The following is an 18,874-nucleotide window of genomic DNA, read 5'->3' as shown; positions in this document are numbered from 1 at the left end:
ACTGACCACCCGCAAACACTGTCAGGGCCATCCGTGCGAAAACCATTGGTGCCCGGCTTGCTCCGTTGATGGACTGACGTCCTACCGTGTGTTTGCCGTGTGACGGAGGTAGTGGTTGTGGCAGGTTATGACGTGCTTGCCGAGGTGTACGAATGGCTCATCTCGGATGCAAAGTTGCCTCCAGCCGAGTTCGCCGCGTCGTTCGACCACGTCCTCGGTCTCCTGCCGTCGAACGCTGACGTCCTCGACTGTTCGTGCGGAACGGGACAGTTGGCGGTTGGCCTCGCCGGTCGGGGCATGCAGGTTGTCGCAACTGACGCCAGCGAGGCGATGGTTCGTCGGACTGCAGAGTTGTCCGAGGAGTTCGGGGCGTCCGTCCGGGCCGTACGGGCGAGCTGGGAAGAGTTGCCCGACCATTTCCAGGACAACACGTTCGACATGGTGTTCTGCGTTGGCAACTCGCTTCACCATGCCACGGGCGCGACAGGCAGGGGTGCTGCTCTGGAGTCGATGTCACGGCTTCTGCGCCCCGGCGGGCGCTTGGTACTCACATCCCGCACGTGGGAGCTCGTGAGGGCCAGAGGTTCCCGGCTGGAGATCAGTGACCGACTCGTCCGCCGTAATGGTCGTGATGCCGTCGTGGTCTACCGCTGGGAGATCGCGCCGCATTGGGAGGAGGAGCACCACATCGAGATTGCGATCGCGCACGTTGATGCGACTGGGTTGGTTCTTGTCCGCTCGGAACTGCTGTCCTGCTGGCCCTACCGGTACGAGGAACTCGAAGCCGAGCTGCACCGGGTCGGACTCCGGACGGAACTGAGCACGTTCGATCGTGAGGCCGAGAACTACATGGTGGTCGCGAGCAAGGTATGAACACCGGACTCTCAGTCCCTGGCCGGACCGCGCGTGTCCGTCGTCGTGGTGGCCCCGGCCGCCGCGGCACTCGGCCGAGGAGCGCGGCGCACCGGGGGCCATCACCGCGCTGTCCGACGCCCTGTGGTGGGCACTCGCCACGGCCACGACCGTCGGCCATGGCGATCTCACGCCCGTCACCGCTTCGGGGCGCGCCTTCGGCGCCGTCCTGATGGTGGTGGGTATCGGCGTGATGGGAACCGTCACCGCCGCGATCTCTGCCGAACTGATCCGCCCCGTCGCAGACAAGCCCGTCACCGATCCCCTCCAGCAGTTGACCCGGCTCGCCGGCCTCCACAAGCAAGGCGCCCTGACCGACGAGGAATTCCTCACTGAGAAGACCGACCTGCTCGCCCGTGTCTGACGGGCACCAGGCGCACGAACAGTCGTTCACCTCGGCCGGTCGGCGCTTGGGAGGAGCGCCGGCCGCTCCGCGTTCGGAACCCGCCTCCTCGATCGCCGCTGTTTGTTCAGGGTGTCAGCGAATCGCTTCTGAGAACACGATCGAGTGCTGCTCGGCCTGCGGGTCCCCAGTTCGGTTTGCCGCCGGGCAGGCCCCGATCTCCGTTGTGTCCCATGAGCATCAGGAACAGGCTCTTCATAGCGGCCAGCCCTCGGGCGCGCCGGATCGCCGCCTCGTCTGCATACGCGTACGCGTCGAAGAACCGGGAGGTCATGCCTGCGGGGAGCAGTACCCATGCGGCGGCGAGGTCCCAGGCCGGGTCGCCGGCGAACATGGCGCCGAAGTCGATGATGCCCGCGAGCGTTCCGTCCGTGACGACAACGTTCGCGGGATGAAGGTCACCGTGTACCCATAGTGGCGGGCCCTGCCACTCGGGGGCCGCAGCGGCATCGTTCCAGACGGCTCTGACCTCGTCGGCTATGCCGTCGGGGGCGACGGCTTCAAAGAAGTAGTCGAAGCCGTCCGTGCACTTCTTGGGGTGAGCGCCGAAGTCCGAACTGGTCGGCGCCTGGGCGGGCGCCTCCACGTGGAGGGCCCGGAGGAAGCCCGCCAGCGTGTCGGCGGCGTGGTCGCCGCGGCTGATCGAGCCGTGGTCCAGCGGTTCGCCGGGAACCCACGTCATCACGGTCCAGTGCTTGGGGAAGCGCTCGGACGGTTCGCCGAACCGCACCGGAGTAGGTACCGGGAGCGGCAGGTGCGGGGCCAGCACAGGTAGCCATCGCCGCTCCTTGAGCTGGAGTTCCGGGGTGGGGTCCATGCGCTGCATGCGCACGGCCAACTCGTCCCCGAGACGCCACATTTGGTTGCCCCAGCCGCCCGCCACCTCCCGGATGGCCAGTCCTGCGAGGTCTGGATGTTGCTCCTCCAGCAGGCCGCGGACCAGGTCCGCGGTGATCTCGATCTCGGAGTCGGTCATGCGAAGCCACAGTACCGGGGCAGATGGAAAGCTCTCGCTCTCGTCGACGAAGTCCAGATCGAAGTCGCCGGAGCGCGCTGCGGTGCGCTTCGTGCCCGCGCTACGTTCGCCAGATGCACCAGCCCCCGGAAAAGGTTCCCGCTCTCCTTGATGGCCCTGCCGTCGATGTCTCCGATGCCCATGAACTGCTCCTTGGCTATCTCGACTGGTACCGCACGGCCCTGATGCGCAAGCTCGATGGACTGTCCGACGACCAGCTCCGCACACCTGTCGAACCGCTCGGCTGGTCGCCGCTCGGCCTGGTCCAGCACCTCGGGTGGGTCGAGCGCCGATGGCTGCGTTGGGGGTTCGGTGCCGAGGGCGTCGTCGCCTATCCGTCTGGTGGAGACGCCGGAGAATGGGTGGTTGCCTCCGGCGTCTCCTCCGCGCGGGTTGTGGCTGCCTTCCGAGAGGAGGTGATCGCCGCGAACTCCGCTGTGGGGTCTGCTGTCTTGAGTGACAAGGCGCGTCTGGGGGGCCGCTTCCAGACGCCCGACCAGGCCCCTTCGCTCGGGCGGATTCTCTTCCACCTGCTCCAGGAGTACGCCCGTCACGTCGGTCACCTCGACGTCGCACGCGAGTTCATTGACGGTGAGACCGGCGAGTGAGGCACCCGGGACTGCTGATGCATTTCGGGACAGCCTTTAATCGCCCGAGAAGGCAATGCGCAGGTCGCTGTCCGCGCGGCAGCGGAGGCCCCAGGCCGGTAGCGTCGAGACGGCTTGGTCCTCGGCGCCTCTCAGCCGAGCAAGATCTGAACCTTCCAGTTCCCGCACCGTGCGGTCCACTGCCTGACCGTGCAGGAGGGTCTCCCCGTAAGGATCGACGTCAGCCAGGGTGGGCAGCCGGTGTCGGCCCGTCGTTTCCAGGGCCGCCCAGAGCTCGCCATCGATGACTGATCACTCAAGTGCCCCTGCTACGAGGCGCGGTCCTGGCTTTCGTCCGGTCCGAGCGGTTGAAACCTTTTGCCGCAGCTCGATGGCGAGCGTCATCACGCCCCCTCCATTGCCCCTCGGATCATCGATTCCTATCGACCACCAGCTCACTCTCATGGTCTGAACGAAACGCCCTGGCCTGGGGTTTGGGGGTTGTTGATGACCGCGCGTACGGCCCGATCGCCGCGAGGGTCGGCCATCAGGCGGGCGATGTCCCACCACCGCAGCAGCAGCGCCGGATAGTGCGGCGGGATCGCGTCCATGAACTCCCGGTCGAACCGTGTGCGGACGCTCTCATGGCGAAGGGCGGAACGGATGTCGTCCAAGGACGGCGGGGTGTGACGGACGGCAGGCGGCAGGGCGGCCGCGTACTTTGGCGCCAGCTTGCGGCCGGGCTGGACCATGATGTTCCCGCCCAGCGCGGAGTCGACTTCGTCCTCCAGTTCCTCCTGGGCCTGCACGGCACGCTCCCACCAGTGGTCCCGGAAGAGGGCGACGGCCTGGGTGTCGGCCAGGTCGAGAGCGTCGCGCTGCACGTCGAACTCCTCACACTCATCGCAAGGCAGAGCTTCTCGGATGGCGCCCAGAGTCTTCGCGGGATGGCGTGGCGGGGCCTGGCCGAGGTGGCGCACCCACTGCTCCTTGCGCTCTGCGTCAGAGGGAGGTCCCCACACCAGGGCGCGATCCATCATGCCGGGCTTCTCCGGGCCGGCCGCCGCCAAGGGGGCTTCCAGGCTGACCGCCATGAGCTCCAGGTAGGCGGGCAGCGACTGGTACTCCTGCTCGCGCTCCCCGAACCTGGTCCACTGGCAGACTTCCCCGGTCTCGCCGTCCAAGTAGAGGCCGTAGAGGGTGTCGTCGGGGTTGAGGGAGCAGAACGGTATCCACGATGGCTTCCACAGCACCTGGGTGTCCTTGCCCCCGGTGTGGTCCTGGCGGTCCTCCTTCTGGAACCGCATCTGCATCTGGTGGACCGCGATCACGGCGTCGAGGGGCATCAGGGCCCAGTCGCCCAGCATGAGCCCCGAACCGTTTACGCCGTCCTCGCCGGCGGACAGCTGCCACAGTGCCTTCAACTCCTCCGGAACGCTCACCTCGAGGGTTTCTTCCAGGGCCGTGATCTCGTGGTCGCAAGCGCCGGGCCTGAGGGCCGCGTACGACGGCGGGGCGTATCCGGCCAGCCATTCCATGATCCGGCTCCAGGCCCAAGCGACTCGTGCAGCTGCTGGTGTGTCAGTGGTCATAATCACCACGCTTGCATTGCACGCCGCCCCGTCACACAGCGGGCCCCTAACGCCTCACCGACTGCGTGCTGCCAGGCGCTTCATCATGGTGGGGTGTGGCCTCATGGCGTGCTGCTTCCGGGACGAGGAAGACGTCTGGCTCTGCTTCGAACGCGTTGCGGAAAGTTGGGTGCTTGGGCAGATCGACCTCCCAGGGCCGGAGTTGACTTTGGGTGCGGCCGCTTTCCTCCGCGTATGGCAGCAGTCCCGCGACGCCGGTCGTCTGGCCGAGTACGACAGAAAGTTCGGGGGCACGGCGGAACTTCCGGTCTCTGAGCGGGACGCACATCACCCGCAATCGCTGACCTGCGAGGAGTTCGCAGAGGTGGCCTCAGCCCGACAGGCCCGATGACTCGAACGGTTTGACCACATGCTCCTCCTCCGGGCGACATTCGGTGCCCCGCATCAGCTGACTCCGGTGGTCGAAGGGCTCGTCGTGGCAGTTCGTGCGGTCTCTGCTGAACAGGTGACGCAGCTCGTGAGGTGCAGTCGCTGGAGCCGATGGCCGAGTCGTGGCAGATGGCCGCAGTTCTGAGACTGGCAGGTCAGGGGAGGGGGAATGGGGGTGTGATGGCGCTGAAAAGGAAGGGGTCCCGACGGATCACGGTCGACGGGACTGTGTACCACTGGCGGATCCGCGGGAAGCCCTCCTACACGCATGGACTGTGCTGGACAGCGGTGACCTTCGCGGTTGAGATCGCCGATGCGGACCAGCCCGGCACGACCTCGGTCGTCACCAGCGGTCAGTCACACGCCGGCAACTGGTTCCACATCGAGGCAGAGTCCATCCGGCCGAGGGACGTTGCCGCGAGCATTCTCCGAGCACGGGCACAGGGCTGGAATCCGAGGAGCCCAGGCGTCCCCTTCATTCATACTCGACCAGTCAGCGGGATTTACCTCTATGCCGTGAACATCGGGGGAGTGCGGATTGAACGGACTGCCGCAGATGCTCCATGCCTGGTTCATTGAGAACGAGGAGCAACTGCGATCACGCGGGGTCACGGGTGACATCCAACGATCACCTGATGACGGTCGAACCAAGACCAGCGCATGGATGACGGTCGGGACCGACGACCATGTCGCCTTGCTCATCGTCTGGAGCAGTGGCGAAGCTGAGTTGGAGTGCGGTGACCTGGCCAGCAGTCAGATTCGGCAAGAACATCGCGATCTCCGCACCCTGAGCGATCTCCTCGATGCCATCGAGGCCCTTCTCGAATGGGCTCATGCGAGGGGTGAGTGACCTGCATCTGGCGATGACGGCCACCGTGTGGATGCCGGGTCGGGTGTTTGTTGTTGGGGCTTTGTTGGGGTGTGCTCGAGATGTTTGGCCAGGTGCTGGGGTGCCGGCCGCTTCGTTTCTGTGGCTGGGTTTGTGCCGGTGCCGCGTGGCTTTGGTTGTGCCCGGTGGCGGGTTATGTGGTGGGTGGTGAGCATCCGGTGTCGGGGGCTGTTGTGGCTGTCGGGGGGCGCTGGGAGGTGGGGGCCGGGTCTTCGTCGAGACCGCGGGCGACCAGGGATCAACATCCTTCGGTGCCATCCGAGTCCCACACGTATAGAGCAGGGGAGCCGCTCTGTGATCTGGATGGTGTTCTTGTCTCCAGCTGGCTTCCCATCGACGGCTTGGACCGGTTTTGATGTCAGAGGGACTGCTTAGGCTGACGCTCAAGATCACCGGTATGGGAGCCGGGGTTACGAGCTGAGGGTCGGGGTTGTCGTGGCGTGGTGGGACGGAAAGCCGGGGGAGCGCGCGCAATGGGTGCTGGACCCGCTGTTTGGTGTGGGGCCGTTGTGGTTCGGGATGGATTCCGACGAGGCCAAGGCGGCCTTGGGAGTTGAGAACAACAGCGACTCGCAAGTCGCCGCGAGCGGTGCGTTCTGGGAGTCCTACAACGACCTGGGCGTGACCGTGATCTATGCGCCGGGGATGCTCCTGGTCGCGGTGGCGATCGACGCGATGGACGGACCGCTGGTGCGGTTCGGTGACGTCGAGTTGATCGCCCGGGTGCCGTCCGAGGTGCGTGCGGACCTCACGGCCCTCGCGCACCGGGAGGGGGCGGAGGTCGGGGTGAACTGGAGCGGTGATCCGGAAGTTGCGGCATGGGGTCTGTCCATGGGAGCCGCCCAGGCGTGGGAACTGTCGGCTGAGGGGTTCGTGCAGCGCACTGACCGGGTGATCTCCGAGTCGCTGCTGGTCGCTCCCGAACTCGCCGATGACCCGTACGGGAACGAAGTCGTCGCCCACTGGCGGCAGAACATGTGCGAGCAGCCGGCGAACCTTGGCTCCTGGCCGATAACGGCCGAGCAGGACCGCCAACGCTGGGAGTGGACACCGTTGGAGCGTGTCGGCCCGCTCCGGTTCGGGATGGGCCCGCAGCAGGTCGCCGCAGCGCTCGGCGGTGAATTGCCGGCGGCGCGCAACGGCCACTTCCCTCACTACTGGTACTGCAAGAACGGACCGTGGAGCCTGAATGAGGACCGGTTCGACGAGGCCGGGCTCACCGCGCACTACTGGTACCGCGAAGGCCATCCCACCCTGGGTGCGGTCACCGTGCACGGGCGCACCGGCCCTCAAATCGCCTTCGACGGAATCGACTTGATCGGACATACGGTCACCACCATCGATGCCACGCTGATCCAGCGCGCGGAGAACGACGAGTTCGGCCTGGTCTACGGATGCTCGGGCAATCTCGGCCCGGACGGGACCAACATGTTCGTCCGTGCCACCCGAGCAGGCGACACCGTGGTCAGCGAGGCCCGGTTCTGCGCCGCCGCCTGGGAAGATCACGGCTGAAGACGCCACCTGGTTCCGCGAGCGCCGTGGGGCCCGGGCCACACGGCGGCGGCGCAGCAGGGCGCAGCTCCGGGGACGTCCACCAGCTGTCGGGCATCGTGGTGGGCCCGTTCCTGTGTGGAGGCGATGTCATGCAGGGCGATCGCGGTGACCGCCCGCGCCCGCGGTGGCGCGGGCACCCGCAGTCCCAGGGGTGCGGGACTGGTTGGACGTCAGGCCGGGTGTTTGGTGTTGTGGTTTTGTTGGGGCTCGCGGTTGTCGGTATCGGGATCGCCGGCGTCTCGGGTACTGGTGAGGTGCTGTGTGTCTGGGGCGTGTGGGCAGTGGTCTCCGGGCTGGTCCAGCTTTTGGTGGGGGTCGCGCGTCGGCCGTTGGGTGGCCAGTGGGCCGTGATCGTCAGCGGCGGAACCTTCTACGAACCCCAGCCTGCCGCAGTGACTTGAGATCTCTAAAGGGGCGAATCGCAGTCAAACTCGAACGTCTCTATGGCGGCGTCGGCCGGGAACTCTGGGTGGTCGTGCCAGATTCCAGCGAAAGCGACCAGAAGGTTCCATGAGGCGGTTGCATGCAGTTCGGTCGTTGCCGCCTGCTCAGGCAGAGCAGCTCGATGGAAACGCACCGTAGCGATCTGTTTGTCTGCTGCCAGACGCAGGGCTGTGGCCGTGCGGCGGGCTTCGCCCTGAAGCGAGGTTGCGTCGGGGATGCGCGCCGACACGAAACGGACCAGTTGTGCGACCTGATCCTCAGTAATCCGATCCACTAGTCCCCCAGCGGTCAGCAAGCCCATTCGCCTGGTGCGGCAACAACTATCGCACCTCAGAGCACTCCTCGCCGTGCCCTGATGCTTCGCTCAGCTGGATCTTCGAATACATCAAGGCTGACACAGCCACGGGCGACTGACGCTCCCGCCATGGGCCCGACGGGAGCCCAGACAGCTTGACCAAACAGATAGGGGCACCCCGGGGGGGCGTGTTCTTCCGCCCGTGCCTTGTCGCCGCCCGGGCACCTCTCACCGCCGTGAGTGGTCTGTCCGGCTCCGATGAACGAGGTCGGCGGGTCCGGCTGATGCGGTGTGCGCAGCAATGGGGAGGCGCGGGTGTTGGGGGTGCGTACGGAGACGAACGGCCGCGCTGCGATGTTAAGTACTCCTGTGCTGACAGCCGAGGGGCCCCGACGCCCTGCCCTGGGTGGGGGAGATGCCGCCTTCTGTCCGCCAGCTGCCGTCTGCCGCCGCATCGAGGCGTCGAATCGGTGGGCTGTCTGTGTTGGTGGTCCGTGGTGGGTTCCGTGGTGTCCACGGATGCTCGCGTACCGGGTCTGGAGGGAGGCTGAGGGCACGTCAGACGGCGTGGTTTCCGTTTTTTGAGGAGTGCGGCATGAGGGCACACGTCAGCTCGATCCTTCTTGGTGTCCGGGACATGGACCGGGCCAGGCAGTTTTATACGGAGGGGTTGGGCTGGAAGGTTCAGAGCGACTTCGGTGTCTCGGTGTTCTTCGCTTCGGGCGGTGCCTCGCCCGTCGGTTTCTACAGTCGTGAAGGGCTGGCCGCGCAGGTGGGCACGGACGAGGAAGGCAGTGGCTTCAGCGGACTGGTTCTGACTTACGTCGTCCGCAGTGAGGCGCGGGTCGATGAGGTGATCGCGGAGGCGGAGAAGGCCGGTGCGACGGTCCTCAATCGCGCCGGCGATCTGCCGTGGGGTGGTTACGGCGGCACTTTCGCCGATCCGGAGGGCTATATCTGGAGTGTCGGCTACAGCTCTCAGGGAACCGACCAGCCCTACGCGGAGTGACCGGGCTCTGGACCTCAAGGCGGCCCGGGGCGGCCCGGGGCAGCGCGGCAGTTGCCGCTGTCGTCCCCGACCGCTGTGATCCCGGTTGCGGGTACCGGGCAGCAACGCCCGGGAGCGGGCACGATCAGCCGTGAACCAGCAGGACGAACAGGAGAAGACCATGAAGTTTCGCGCCTTTGTCGAGCCGCCTGAACCCATGCGGGGACTGGAAGTTCCCTCCGAGGTGGTGACAGCGCTCGACGCCGGCGTGCGGCCGCCGGTGACGATCACGGTCAACGGGCATTCCTGGAAGAGCCGCCTCGCTTTGTTGCGCGGCCGCCACCTGATCGGCCTCAGCAATGCCAGCCGGCGGGCCGCGGGTGTTGTCACCGGTGACGAGGTCGAGGTGGAGGTGGAACTCGACACGGAACCGCGCGTGGTGGTCGAGCCGGACGACTTCGCCCGCGCCCTGGACGAGGCCCCTCTCGCCCGCGCCGCGTACGACGGTCTCGCCTACAGCCACAAGCGCATGCATGTGCATGCGATCGAGAGCGCGAAGAAGCCCGAGACACGTCAGCGGCGCATCGAGAAGGCCGTCACCGCTCTGCTGGGCTGATTTCCGAGAGCGGGCTTCCGCACGGCGATGTGATCGCCGTGCGGAAGCATCGCTCTGCCCGGTTCACTCCGCAGGAACGAATCCTTCGAGACGCCGCGTGGCTACCAGGAGCGCGGCCGGGGGGCGGTGTCGGCGCAGGTCCGCCGGCTCGCTGGATACGGGAGCGGGCCGGCGGTGGTTGCCCGGCTGTCGATGTACGTGTTGCGGACCGTGTTGAGGTCGTGAGTTCGAGCTCTGAGGGGGCGGCGGGCCGGCTGGGTGGCGCCCCGGTGCCGTCTCGCAGGTTCGGGCCCGGTGTGGCGCCTGATGAACCTGGCGCAGCCTGGTGTCCTGTCGGCTCGAGGCGTGGCCAGCCGCCCCCGCTCGCTGCGTCCTAGTGCTCCGGTTCCCAGGCGCGGAGCAGGTCGAGCAGCTCTGCGTCTCCGTCGACGTGCAAGGAGTCGGCCTGGATACGGTCGTACAGGTAGAGGACCAACTCGCTGGCGGTGCCATGGACACAGGCGCCGGCTGCGTCCGGGTCCTTGCCGGTCGCGGCGGTGGGTGCGGGGATGCGGGTGGTGCGTGCGCCGTGGTCGTCGACCGTGAGGCGCCAGGAGCGGCCCTCGGCGGTGTGGAAGTCGAAGGCTGTGGGCTTGTGGGGCCAGGCGCTCTGCGCTGCGCAGACGGTGAACAGGAACTCCTCGACGCCGTCGAGGGCGACCTCGGCCGGCAGCGGCTGCGGGGCGCCCGCGGCGAGCCGGGCGTCGTAGGTGTGCACCGCGCTCTCCTGGACCCGGTGCCGGGCGACGCCGCCGGAGGTCCGCGGTGTCTGCAGGGCACTCCACCACGCCCAGCAGCCGGCGTCCGGCCCTGCCTCGCGCAGGGCGCTCAGCAGAACCTGCGTCGACGCGGCCAGCCAGGCCAGCAGGGCCTCACGCTCCCGGGGTACTTCCAGCGCGGCGCGCGCGGCGGCGGCTCCGGCCGGCGGAGTGTCGGCGGGCCCCGCGGCGACGATGGCGGTCCAGAAACGGTCTCCTCCACCCAGGTGCTTCACCAGATCGAACAGCGTCCACCCGGGGCAGGTCGGCACCTGTGCGTCGAGACTGGGCGCGGCGGCGACCGCGGCGCGGAAGGCGGTCGACCTCTCGTCGATCAGTCGCAGCAGGTCAGGGAACTCAAGATTCTTTTCCACGCCGAGTGTCTATCACCGTGCCCCGGCGATCGGACAGCGGTTTTCCCAGGCGCCACCGGTCGGCGGCCGGAGCGCCGTTGCGGACCTTGTCCTCACCGGGACGGCGCGGTGGCCGCCGCCTTCACGTCCGTTGAGCGGCGCGAGGGCGGCGACGGTGCGCCGGCCGCAGGCAGTCGATTGCGGCGGTGAGGTACCGGAGGGTGTACGACGGTGGGGCGCGCTCGGTTCCGGTCGCGCGGAGGAAGACAGCGTGCCGCGTTCCCAACTCCGTGCGCACACGGCATCGTTCCTCGCCGGCCGGCAGCGCGTCGTCCACAACGGCGGTCGCGCTGCCCCCCTGTGCTGCCCCCCTGCACTGTCACCCCTGTGCTGCCGCCCCTGTGCTGTCGCCGGCACGCGTCGACGATTGCTACCTCGGGCAGGGCACGGGGCCGGTGGTCAGCAGCATCGTCAGGTCGAGTGCGGGCGCGCTGTGTGTCAGCGCTCCGACCGAGATGAGGTCGACGCCCGTATCGGCGATGGCGCGGACACGGTCCAGGCGTACGGTGCCCGAGGCCTCCAGCAGGATCCGGGGAGCGTCGGCCCGTCCGGCCCGGATCTTCACCACCTGCTCGATGTCGGCAGGCGGCATGTTGTCGAGCATGATCCAGCGGGCCCCGGCATCGAGGGCCTCCGCGGCTTCCGTCACGGTCTGCACTTCGACATCGACCTCCACCGTCCGCCCGGTACGCGCCATCGCGCGGCGGACCGCCTCGATCGCCGCGCTCACCCCGCCCGCCGCGGCGATGTGGTTCTCCTTGAGCAGGACCATCGCCGCGAGGTCGGGCCGGTGGTTGTGGCCACCGCCGAGAGTCACCGCGTACTTGTCGAGGGCACGCAGGCCCGGTGCCGTCTTGCGGGTGTCCAGAATGCGGGTCTTGGTCGCGGCCACGGCCTGGACGTAGCGGTCGGTCAGTGTCGCGATGCCGCACAGGCGCTGCAGGAAGTTCAGCGCCGTGCGCTCGCCGGTGATCAGGCTGCGCGCCGGTCCTGACAGGCGCAACAGCACGTCGCCGTCGGTCAGCCGGGCGCCGTCGGCGACGCTCGCCTCGATCTCTACCAAGGGATCGACCTGCGCGAAGACCTCGGCGACCACGGGGAGGCCGGCGGCAATGCCGCTCTGCCGGGTGCGGACTTCGGCCGTGGCCGCCAGGTCTTCGGGAACACTCCACGCGGTGGTGATGTCGTTCCCCGAGGCGTCCTCGGCCAGGGCGGCGGCGACGGCGCCTCGTCCCGCAGCCGAGGGAAACGGTGTCGTGGTCATCCGGTCTCCATCTCCGAGTGGGCGTTGAGCCTGGCGGTCACCACCACTGACGCGACTGCAGCGCGGGCGGTGCTCCCCGGCGGGGGTCGTGGGATGTGGCGGCGCATGGTGCGGGGCGACGCGGGCGGGTGGGTGTCACGACGGCCTTCTGTGTTTCGTTTTCCGAAGCGACCGCCGATGGTAGCGTTTCGGAATCCGAAGCATCAACCCTGGAGGCTGGACTCGACGCCATGCCAACCCCCAAACCCGGCAGGCCGGTTCGCGGTTCGACCACCGGCCGCCCCCTCATGGCCGCACTCGACCTGTTCGGACGGCGCTGGAGCCTGCGCATCCTCTGGGAGCTGCGCGGGGGCCCCCTGGGGTTCCGCCCCCTGCAGAAGCAGTGCGACGACATGTCCTCCAGCGTGTTGCGGCAGCGCCTGACCGAACTGCTGGATGCCCACGTGGTTCACCAACTCCCCGACAGCCGGTACGAGCTCACCCCACTGGGACAAGATGCCTGCCTCGCACTCGGCCCCCTCGCCCAGTGGTCGCAGCGCTGGGCGGCGACGCCCGACCCGCAACCAGCGCACCACAACAGCGAGCGGCCCGCCGACGCCACCTCGCATCCCGACGCCGCGGACCACGAGACGCCCGAGAAGGGCTCTGCCGGCTGACGCCCGCGCGGCCCGGGTCCGACGGCGCGCCCGGCACCTCCGCGGCACCTGGGCACTCGCCGAGCCGGGTGAGGCGGTAGACGTCGCCGTACTCAAGTGCGCACGCGGGCACCGGCCGGCCCGCCCAGCCGGGCGCCGAACACGCCGAAGGACATGCGTTCACCACAGCACTGCAACTCCCGCAAGCCTGCCGGGACGTGGCACGGTTCCCCCAGGACGCGCAGCGCCCAACGCCGCCCGAGCAGACCACGTACACCCATGGCCGGGCGCCCTGAACAGACCCCTCCTGCCGGCGAACCGGGCCGCAGCGCTCTGGCTTCCATACCCACTCCTTGCGCTTCGGGTTCCGAAGCACCATAGTGATTCGAAAACCGAAGCAGGAGGTGCTCGTGCCGCGCATCGAACCCCTCACCCCGCCCTATCCCGCACCCATCGACCAGGCACTGCGCCGATGGATGCCTCCCGGCGTGACACACGAGCCGCTCACCCTGTTCCGCGTACTGCACCGCAACCCGGAACTGGCCTCACGCATGTTCGCCCTCGGGGCCGGCCTGCTGGGCCACGGACTTCTTCCCGCCACCGACCGCGAGATCGTCATCGCCCGCGTCACCGCACGCACCGGCTGCGCCTACGAATGGGGAGCACACGCCGCGACCCTCGCCCAGCAGGCCGGACTGAGCCCAGAACAGCTCCAGGCCACCACCGATATCGACACCGCAGCCAACACCGCGTGGCTGCCCCGTCATGCGGCACTGCTGAGAGCCGTCGACGAACTGCACGACACGGCGCACCTCTCACAACCCGCCTGGGAATCCCTGGGCGTCCACTACGAAGACGCCCAACTCCTGGAGTTTCTGGTGCTGGCCGGCTGGTACCGAACCATCAGCTACCTGGCCAACGGACTCCTCCTGGAGGAAGAGCCCTGGGGCGCCCCGTTCCCGGCGCAGTGAGCCCTCTCCGACTTCACGCTGAGCCGGCCCGATGGAGAGCGAGGACGGCGCGGACGGGCCATCGTTCACGACTTCATCCAGACACGGACGCCCGGTGAACGGAGCGATAGGTACGAGTCGCAGGCAGGACTCCCTCACCAACCCAGTCACCGCCTTATCTCAACAGCACACCACCATCAGCCAGTCCCTCACGAACCGCCCCCGAAGACGCCCGGTGATCCGTCGCCGGAGCCGATCCACCCGAGTGCCGGCTCGAAGCCCGGCACGTCGTTTCGAACACAGGAGGTTTCCATGGCCAAGGGCTACTGGGTCAGCGTCTACCGCACCATTGCAGACCCCGAGAAGCTGGCCGCCTACAACAAGCTGGCCGGTCCGGCCGTCCAGGCCGGGGGCGGGCGGAGGCTCGCCGTCGGCGGCCGGGTCCTCGCCCACGACGCCGGAATCGCCGAGCGCACCGTCCTGATCGAGTTCGACACCTTCGAACAAGCGGTCGCGGCACGCGAGAGCACGGCATACCAGAAGGCGCTGGTCGCCCTTTCCGACGCCGTCGAGCGCGACTTCCGCATCATCGAAGGCCTCGACGACTGACCGGCGCACTGACATCCAGGCCGCCCTGACAGCCCCGCAAGCCTCGTCGGCAGAGCTGAAAGAGCGTGGGCGCCCGTAGGCCCTGCGCCTGCGTGCGCGCCCTGTACCTCGCCCAACCTCCCCGAGCCGCCAGATCCAGCGCCTCGAGGAACGCCCGGGCATCCGCCTGCTCGTACGCACGAAACAGGGATACCACCTCACCGAAGCGCACCGGGTCTTCCTGCCTCAGAACTCCTGCACTGCGCTCAGCAAACCGTGACGACGACCCGCGCCGCCGCTGCCCCGGATGACTTCCACATCGGATACACAAGCAGCCCCGTCGTGACCGCAGCGGTACGCGAACTGCGCGACCGGCACCCCGGCCCCGAAGTACGCACCAGGCACCTGGAGTTCGGACAGGAACGTGCGGCCCTCCCGGGTCACCGGATTGACGCGATCCTCGCCCCGGAACCGATCCCGGCCGGCCGGCTGCGCGTGAGGGCCCTCTACGACGAGCCCCGGTACTCGTGATGCCCGCCGCCCCGTGAACGTCTCCACCCACACCCGTTCAGCCCTCAACACCCCGGCCATGCCCCGGAGATGCCCAGTCCACAGCCTTGTGCAACGCACTTCAGCCCCAGGCAGGGCCGCTCTCAGCCCTTCCTGATGGCCTCGCCCACCTGTGCCGGCGATGTGCGCCAGGGGGCGCCGTGGCCGGGAAGCACCCAGGACGCCTGCAGGCCGGCGATCTTGTCGAGGGAGACGAGTGCTCCGGCCGGGTCGTCGGTGAAGGGCGCCGGCTGTGGTCCGATACGGCCGGTGAGGACGTGGCGGGTGGTCAGAGCGTCACCGACGAAGACCGCGTCGGCGAGCGGCACATGTACGGCCACGCTGCCCGGGGAGTGCCCCGGCATGCCCACGATCGCTGGCTTGCCCGGCAGGTCCAGGATGTCGCCGTCGTGGATCTCGGTGACTTCGCCGATGTAGTGGGTCCGCAGACCGTTCTTGCTCAGTAGCGAGTAGCCGAAGAACCTCAACGCGGGTCCCAGCCGCATGGGGCCGGTCGGGGTCTTGGGCTTCTTGCCGGTGCGGGCGCGGTCGGCGTCGGCGGCGTGGACGTACACCGCTACGCCGTGCTCGCGGCGGAGGCGTTCGGCGAATCCGATGTGGTCGGAGTCGCCATGGGTCAGCACCAGACCGCGGATGTCGTCAGCGGACTTGCCCAGGGAGTTCAGTTCACGTTGCAGATCTCGCCAATGACCCGGCAGCCCCGCGTCGATGAGGGTGATGCCCTCGGGGGTGTCGATGAGATAGCACGCCACCACGTCGTTGCCGAGGCGGTACAGATGAGGTGCGAGTTTCATGGAGCCTCTCCTGGGGATGAAGCCTGCGACCTTGGATAGCTAACCTAAATAGCTATGATGGCTAACGTCAATAGCCTTCAGTGAGAAAGGAGCGGAACATGCCGACACCGGAGAAAACCTCGCTCGGCCACATCGTCGCCGCCGGTCGCGAACTACTGGAGACACAGGGGCAGCAAGGCCTGACCATGCAAAGCGTCGCCCAGCAGGTGGGAGTGCGAGCTCCATCCCTGTACAAACACATCAGCAACCGTGCCGCCCTGCTGGCTGCCGTAGCCGAGGCCACCATCGACGACGTCACCGCCAGCCTCGAGGCAACCGACGGCACCCTCGAAGAACTGGCACGCTGCTACCGCCGACACGCCCAGCAACGACCCGAAGGATTCCGGCTCATGCACTCGGCGCACGCACCCCCCGAAGCCCTCGCCCGCATGGCCGCCCCGACACTACGCGTCGCCCGAAAACTCGTAGGCAATCAGGAGACGCTCGAAGCCGCGCGCATGCTGACGTCCTGGGCCACCGGCTTCATCGAAATGGAACTCAACAACGCCTTCCGATTCGGCGGCGACATCGACAACGCCTTCGAGTACGGCCTGCGCGGCATGCGCCGAGCACTCACCAGCGACCACCAGGTCCCGTCGAACTGACGGCCAGCGAGCCCCTCATCCACCCGGACTCCCACCGAACTACAGCCAGAAGAAAGCCGGCCGCCCCGAATCCAGCCGCCCCCTAGGACCTCCGCGTTACGTCTCGTCTTCACGAACCACCCGCGAACCGAAACCAGTTGCCTCGCCTGGGTGGGACGGAAAACGAACGCCCCAGCCAGGCTGTGATTTCGCCGCCTGGGAGATACATGCGTGCTTAGACTCGCCATCCACGATCCCCGGCCTCGGGGGCGCCCGACGTGTTGTGGGGGAGTCGTCATGACCCTAGAACCTGCCGCTCGCGCAGCTGCCCAACCCAAGGTCCGCTCCGACACCGGACCGGATGCCCAGCGCGATGTGGACTGGGCACAGGAAGCCGAGTCCCTGGTCCGCTCCATCACCCGTGACGTGCAATGGCTGGCCGAAGCCGCCGCCCTGCTGGCCCCCGGCCGCCAAACCATCATCGATCTGGGATGTGGCGCGGGCGGCATGGCCCTAGCCCTCGCCGACGCCGCCCCCACCGCCCACATCATCGCTGTCGACGGCGAACCCGTCCTCCTCGACCACGCACGCCAACTGGCCCGAGAACACGGCGGCCCCGCCCTCAACATCCGCTACGCACAGATCCGCTTCGAAAAGGGACCGCACGCACTCCAAGCGGCGATCGGCGGGGTGTCACCCGACCTCATCTGGGCATCCGCAGTCCTCCACCACGCCCCCGACCAGCAGCGCACAGCCGATGAAGCGGCCAGCCTGCTCGCGCCGGGCGGCCGGATCGCGCTGGCCGAGGGCGGCCTGCCGATGCGCTTCCTGCCCTGGGACACAGGCCTGGGCGAACCCGGCCTCGAATCCCGCCTGGAGACCGCCCAGCACCACCGCCTCGCCGCCCTGCGCGACAACCTCCCCGGCACGGTGCGCATGCCCTACGGATGGCAGGAACTCCTGCGCCGGGCCGGCCTGATCAACGTGCAGAGCGTGAGCTTCACCATCGACCGCCAGGCCCCGCCCGGCAGCACCACCATGAACGACGTCCTGACGATCCTCGCCAACCAGACGGCGGACCTCATCGAACTCGGTCTCCTCGACGAGACGGACGCAAAGGTCTGGCACCACCTCCTCGACCCCGAGGACGAAGCCTGGCTGGGCCACCGCCAGGACATCTACCAACTCACCACCAGAGTGGTCCACTTCGCAGACCGACCGCACAGCTGACCCTCCACCCGGCATCACCTTCCCAGGAAACAAGGGCCCTTGGAGGCAGACAGCCCCGCTCGACCGCAATGAAGCCGCGCCCCTTCTCGATCATGCGGCGATAGGCCAGACCCAGCAGCCGCTCTCTCCCCGTGACTTCACCTGAAACTCATCGGTCCGCTTCATACAGAAGGCCCGCCACAGGACGCCGATGACAGCACAGAACCCCATGCAGCTACCTATACCGAATACCCACTATTACTCCCTTCAGCTGAATCCCGAATCCTCGGACCGTCTCGCAGAAAATGGAGCGAAGAACCAGCAGGGATAAGAGAGTTGAGGTATTCTGGAATCCAGCCGCAGTGAGCAAATAGAGAGGCCTCAGCAAATGCCGGAAAGGACCCACGATTTCGGCCACTACGGGGCCCGCGGCATCAAAGGCAGCGAAGCCCTCAGCCACCAACTCGATGCCCTCACCGAATACATCACCACACCCGTCACCTCCAAGCGCGGCCTCACAGCCCGACTGAACTACCTCACCAAAACCCCCCACGCCCGCCAAGCCGCACGAGACGCCGGACTGACCGTCACCGACCGCACCCTCAAAGCCTGGACCGACGGCAAACGCACCCCCAACAAAGCCAACCTGCAACGCATCGAGCAGGCCTACCGCACCGTGCGCCGACAGAACGTCGCCCGCTACCTGCTGCGCCGGCTCAACAGTGGAGGAGGGACCCGGGTGGAGATCCACCCGTTCATCCAGTCTCAGGTCGACCGGCGTTTCCAGCGGGTCTTGGAGTACCGCAGCCTCAACATCCGCCAGTGGGACGCCCTCGTCCGCGCCTGGTCCGCCGGCGATGTGAGCGCCCTGGACGATGCCTGGGTGGACGTCATCGTGGATCTCGGATCCCAGTGGGGACAATACGAATACGTCTCGGCCGTCGGGTTTGCGGCATAAAACCATTTGGCGGAACACCATTCCTGCCGCACTATCCCAGACATGACTTCATGTCAGCTACATGTGTGGCGCAGGATTTAGAATCCGCCAACTTATGATCCGTCAAATCCTGTACAGAAACCACAAACTGACGGACAGTCAAAAAACAGGCAAGGCCCCCGCTTCCTCGCTGCCGCTTTTAGTGAAAGCCGCGGAGCGGATTTCACCCGGAATTCGCGGAGCGAAATTCCGGCAGGCCGAATCGCGGAGCGATTCGAGCCCCGGCCCGGAGGGCCGGCCAGCCACGCGGAGCGTGGCGCTTTCCCGCCGCGTAGCGGCGGCGCGTCGTGTCTGCGGAGCAGACCGCGCG

At 67.5% G+C, this 18,874-nt stretch carries 21 protein-coding genes and 1 pseudogene; 15 read left to right on the top strand and 7 right to left on the bottom strand.

What is annotated here, in order from left to right; translation table 11 throughout:
* Window positions 1–117: 117 nt before the first annotated feature.
* Together AB0H78_RS38005 and AB0H78_RS38000 are read left to right on the top strand one after the other, a co-directional pair.
* Entirely contained in the window at window positions 118–873 is a 756-nt protein-coding gene (locus AB0H78_RS38005; protein WP_363239420.1) for a class I SAM-dependent methyltransferase, read from the top strand.
* Window positions 833–1,276 carry an ion channel gene (locus tag AB0H78_RS38000; protein WP_363239400.1) on the top strand — a complete coding sequence of 148 codons (444 nt, stop codon included), beginning with the start codon at window positions 833–835 and terminating at the stop codon, window positions 1,274–1,276. Before AB0H78_RS38005 ends, AB0H78_RS38000 begins: the two co-directional genes overlap by 41 nt.
* A gap of 106 nt (window positions 1,277–1,382) precedes the next feature.
* Here the strand turns inward: AB0H78_RS38000 and AB0H78_RS37995 are convergent, their stop codons facing one another.
* A complete protein-coding gene (locus tag AB0H78_RS37995) occupies window positions 1,383–2,291 on the bottom strand; it encodes an aminoglycoside phosphotransferase family protein (protein WP_363239399.1) in 909 nt (302 codons plus the stop codon).
* 113 nt (window positions 2,292–2,404) lie between these two features.
* Between AB0H78_RS37995 and AB0H78_RS37990 the strand changes: the two genes are divergently transcribed.
* Window positions 2,405–2,938, top strand: coding sequence for a DinB family protein (locus AB0H78_RS37990; protein ID WP_363239398.1), 534 nt, complete (start codon window positions 2,405–2,407; stop codon window positions 2,936–2,938).
* Between the two features lie 440 nt (window positions 2,939–3,378).
* On the opposite strand, the gene AB0H78_RS37985 is transcribed toward AB0H78_RS37990, so the two are convergent.
* The gene (locus AB0H78_RS37985) at window positions 3,379–4,455 is read right to left on the bottom strand and encodes an SMI1/KNR4 family protein (RefSeq protein WP_363239397.1); all 1,077 of its coding nucleotides are present in this window, start codon (window positions 4,453–4,455) and stop codon (window positions 3,379–3,381) included.
* A 1,021-nt stretch (window positions 4,456–5,476) separates the two neighbouring features.
* Between AB0H78_RS37985 and AB0H78_RS37980 the strand changes: the two genes are divergently transcribed.
* Both AB0H78_RS37980 and AB0H78_RS37975 read left to right on the top strand, forming a co-directional pair.
* A complete protein-coding gene (locus tag AB0H78_RS37980) occupies window positions 5,477–5,788 on the top strand; it encodes a hypothetical protein (protein ID WP_363239396.1) in 312 nt (103 codons plus the stop codon).
* Between the two features lie 558 nt (window positions 5,789–6,346).
* The gene (locus AB0H78_RS37975) at window positions 6,347–7,339 is read left to right on the top strand and encodes a hypothetical protein (RefSeq protein WP_363239395.1); all 993 of its coding nucleotides are present in this window, start codon (window positions 6,347–6,349) and stop codon (window positions 7,337–7,339) included.
* Between the two features lie 448 nt (window positions 7,340–7,787).
* Here the strand turns inward: AB0H78_RS37975 and AB0H78_RS37970 are convergent, their stop codons facing one another.
* Window positions 7,788–8,120 carry a hypothetical protein gene (locus AB0H78_RS37970; RefSeq protein ID WP_363239394.1) on the bottom strand — a complete coding sequence of 111 codons (333 nt, stop codon included), beginning with the start codon at window positions 8,118–8,120 and terminating at the stop codon, window positions 7,788–7,790.
* Between the two features lie 595 nt (window positions 8,121–8,715).
* Between AB0H78_RS37970 and AB0H78_RS37965 the strand changes: the two genes are divergently transcribed.
* Entirely contained in the window at window positions 8,716–9,129 is a 414-nt protein-coding gene (locus AB0H78_RS37965; RefSeq protein WP_363239393.1) for a VOC family protein, read from the top strand.
* Window positions 9,130–9,259: 130 nt separating this feature from the next.
* Window positions 9,260–9,724, top strand: a complete 465-nt coding sequence (locus AB0H78_RS37960; RefSeq protein WP_363239392.1) for a YdeI/OmpD-associated family protein — start codon at window positions 9,260–9,262, stop codon at window positions 9,722–9,724.
* 373 nt (window positions 9,725–10,097) lie between these two features.
* Here AB0H78_RS37960 and AB0H78_RS37955 read toward each other — a convergent pair whose 3' ends face one another.
* On the bottom strand, window positions 10,098–10,895 hold the full coding sequence (locus tag AB0H78_RS37955) for a maleylpyruvate isomerase family mycothiol-dependent enzyme (protein ID WP_363239391.1): 798 nt from the start codon (window positions 10,893–10,895) through the stop codon (window positions 10,098–10,100).
* 409 nt (window positions 10,896–11,304) lie between these two features.
* Window positions 11,305–12,198 carry a carboxylating nicotinate-nucleotide diphosphorylase gene (gene nadC / locus AB0H78_RS37950; protein WP_363239390.1) on the bottom strand — a complete coding sequence of 298 codons (894 nt, stop codon included), beginning with the start codon at window positions 12,196–12,198 and terminating at the stop codon, window positions 11,305–11,307.
* Window positions 12,199–12,428: 230 nt separating this feature from the next.
* Here nadC and AB0H78_RS37945 point away from each other — a divergent pair, with 230 nt between their 5' ends.
* The 5 genes from AB0H78_RS37945 to AB0H78_RS37925 all read left to right on the top strand — a co-directional run bounded on the left by AB0H78_RS37945 (window position 12,429) and on the right by AB0H78_RS37925 (window position 14,902).
* Window positions 12,429–12,854, top strand: a complete 426-nt coding sequence (locus AB0H78_RS37945) for a helix-turn-helix domain-containing protein (protein WP_363239389.1) — start codon at window positions 12,429–12,431, stop codon at window positions 12,852–12,854.
* Window positions 12,855–13,243: 389 nt separating this feature from the next.
* Window positions 13,244–13,804 (top strand): carboxymuconolactone decarboxylase family protein, encoded by a 561-nt coding sequence (locus AB0H78_RS37940; RefSeq protein WP_363239388.1) that lies wholly within the window; start codon window positions 13,244–13,246, stop codon window positions 13,802–13,804.
* A 291-nt stretch (window positions 13,805–14,095) separates the two neighbouring features.
* A complete protein-coding gene (locus AB0H78_RS37935) occupies window positions 14,096–14,392 on the top strand; it encodes a DUF1330 domain-containing protein (protein WP_363239387.1) in 297 nt (98 codons plus the stop codon).
* An 82-nt stretch (window positions 14,393–14,474) separates the two neighbouring features.
* Window positions 14,475–14,651 carry a LysR family transcriptional regulator gene (locus AB0H78_RS37930; protein WP_363239419.1) on the top strand — a complete coding sequence of 59 codons (177 nt, stop codon included), beginning with the start codon at window positions 14,475–14,477 and terminating at the stop codon, window positions 14,649–14,651.
* Between the two features lie 62 nt (window positions 14,652–14,713).
* Complete coding sequence (locus AB0H78_RS37925) at window positions 14,714–14,902, top strand: hypothetical protein (protein ID WP_363239421.1); 189 nt, start codon at window positions 14,714–14,716, stop codon at window positions 14,900–14,902.
* Here AB0H78_RS37925 and AB0H78_RS37920 read toward each other — a convergent pair.
* Together AB0H78_RS37920 and AB0H78_RS37915 are read right to left on the bottom strand one after the other, a co-directional pair.
* A pseudogene (locus AB0H78_RS37920) lies at window positions 14,885–14,962 on the bottom strand (IS5/IS1182 family transposase); the annotation flags it as partial. The gene AB0H78_RS37925 and the pseudogene AB0H78_RS37920 overlap by 18 nt on opposite strands.
* A 62-nt stretch (window positions 14,963–15,024) precedes the next feature.
* The gene (locus tag AB0H78_RS37915; protein WP_363239386.1) at window positions 15,025–15,735 is read right to left on the bottom strand and encodes an MBL fold metallo-hydrolase; all 711 of its coding nucleotides are present in this window, start codon (window positions 15,733–15,735) and stop codon (window positions 15,025–15,027) included.
* A 98-nt stretch (window positions 15,736–15,833) separates the two neighbouring features.
* Here AB0H78_RS37915 and AB0H78_RS37910 point away from each other — a divergent pair, with 98 nt between their 5' ends.
* The 3 genes from AB0H78_RS37910 to AB0H78_RS37900 all read left to right on the top strand — a co-directional run bounded on the left by AB0H78_RS37910 (window position 15,834) and on the right by AB0H78_RS37900 (window position 18,525).
* Complete coding sequence (locus AB0H78_RS37910) at window positions 15,834–16,379, top strand: WHG domain-containing protein (protein WP_363239385.1); 546 nt, start codon at window positions 15,834–15,836, stop codon at window positions 16,377–16,379.
* 276 nt (window positions 16,380–16,655) lie between these two features.
* Complete coding sequence (locus AB0H78_RS37905; protein WP_363239384.1) at window positions 16,656–17,588, top strand: class I SAM-dependent methyltransferase; 933 nt, start codon at window positions 16,656–16,658, stop codon at window positions 17,586–17,588.
* Between the two features lie 367 nt (window positions 17,589–17,955).
* The gene (locus AB0H78_RS37900) at window positions 17,956–18,525 is read left to right on the top strand and encodes a transcriptional regulator (protein ID WP_363239383.1); all 570 of its coding nucleotides are present in this window, start codon (window positions 17,956–17,958) and stop codon (window positions 18,523–18,525) included.
* Window positions 18,526–18,874: the final 349 nt, after the last annotated feature.

This window comes from Streptomyces sp. NPDC050738 (genome assembly GCF_040654175.1).
GTDB lineage: Bacteria > Actinomycetota > Actinomycetes > Streptomycetales > Streptomycetaceae > Streptomyces.
The sequence above is the reverse complement of the archived record's forward strand: the minus strand, read 5'-3'. Positions and strand labels throughout refer to the sequence as shown.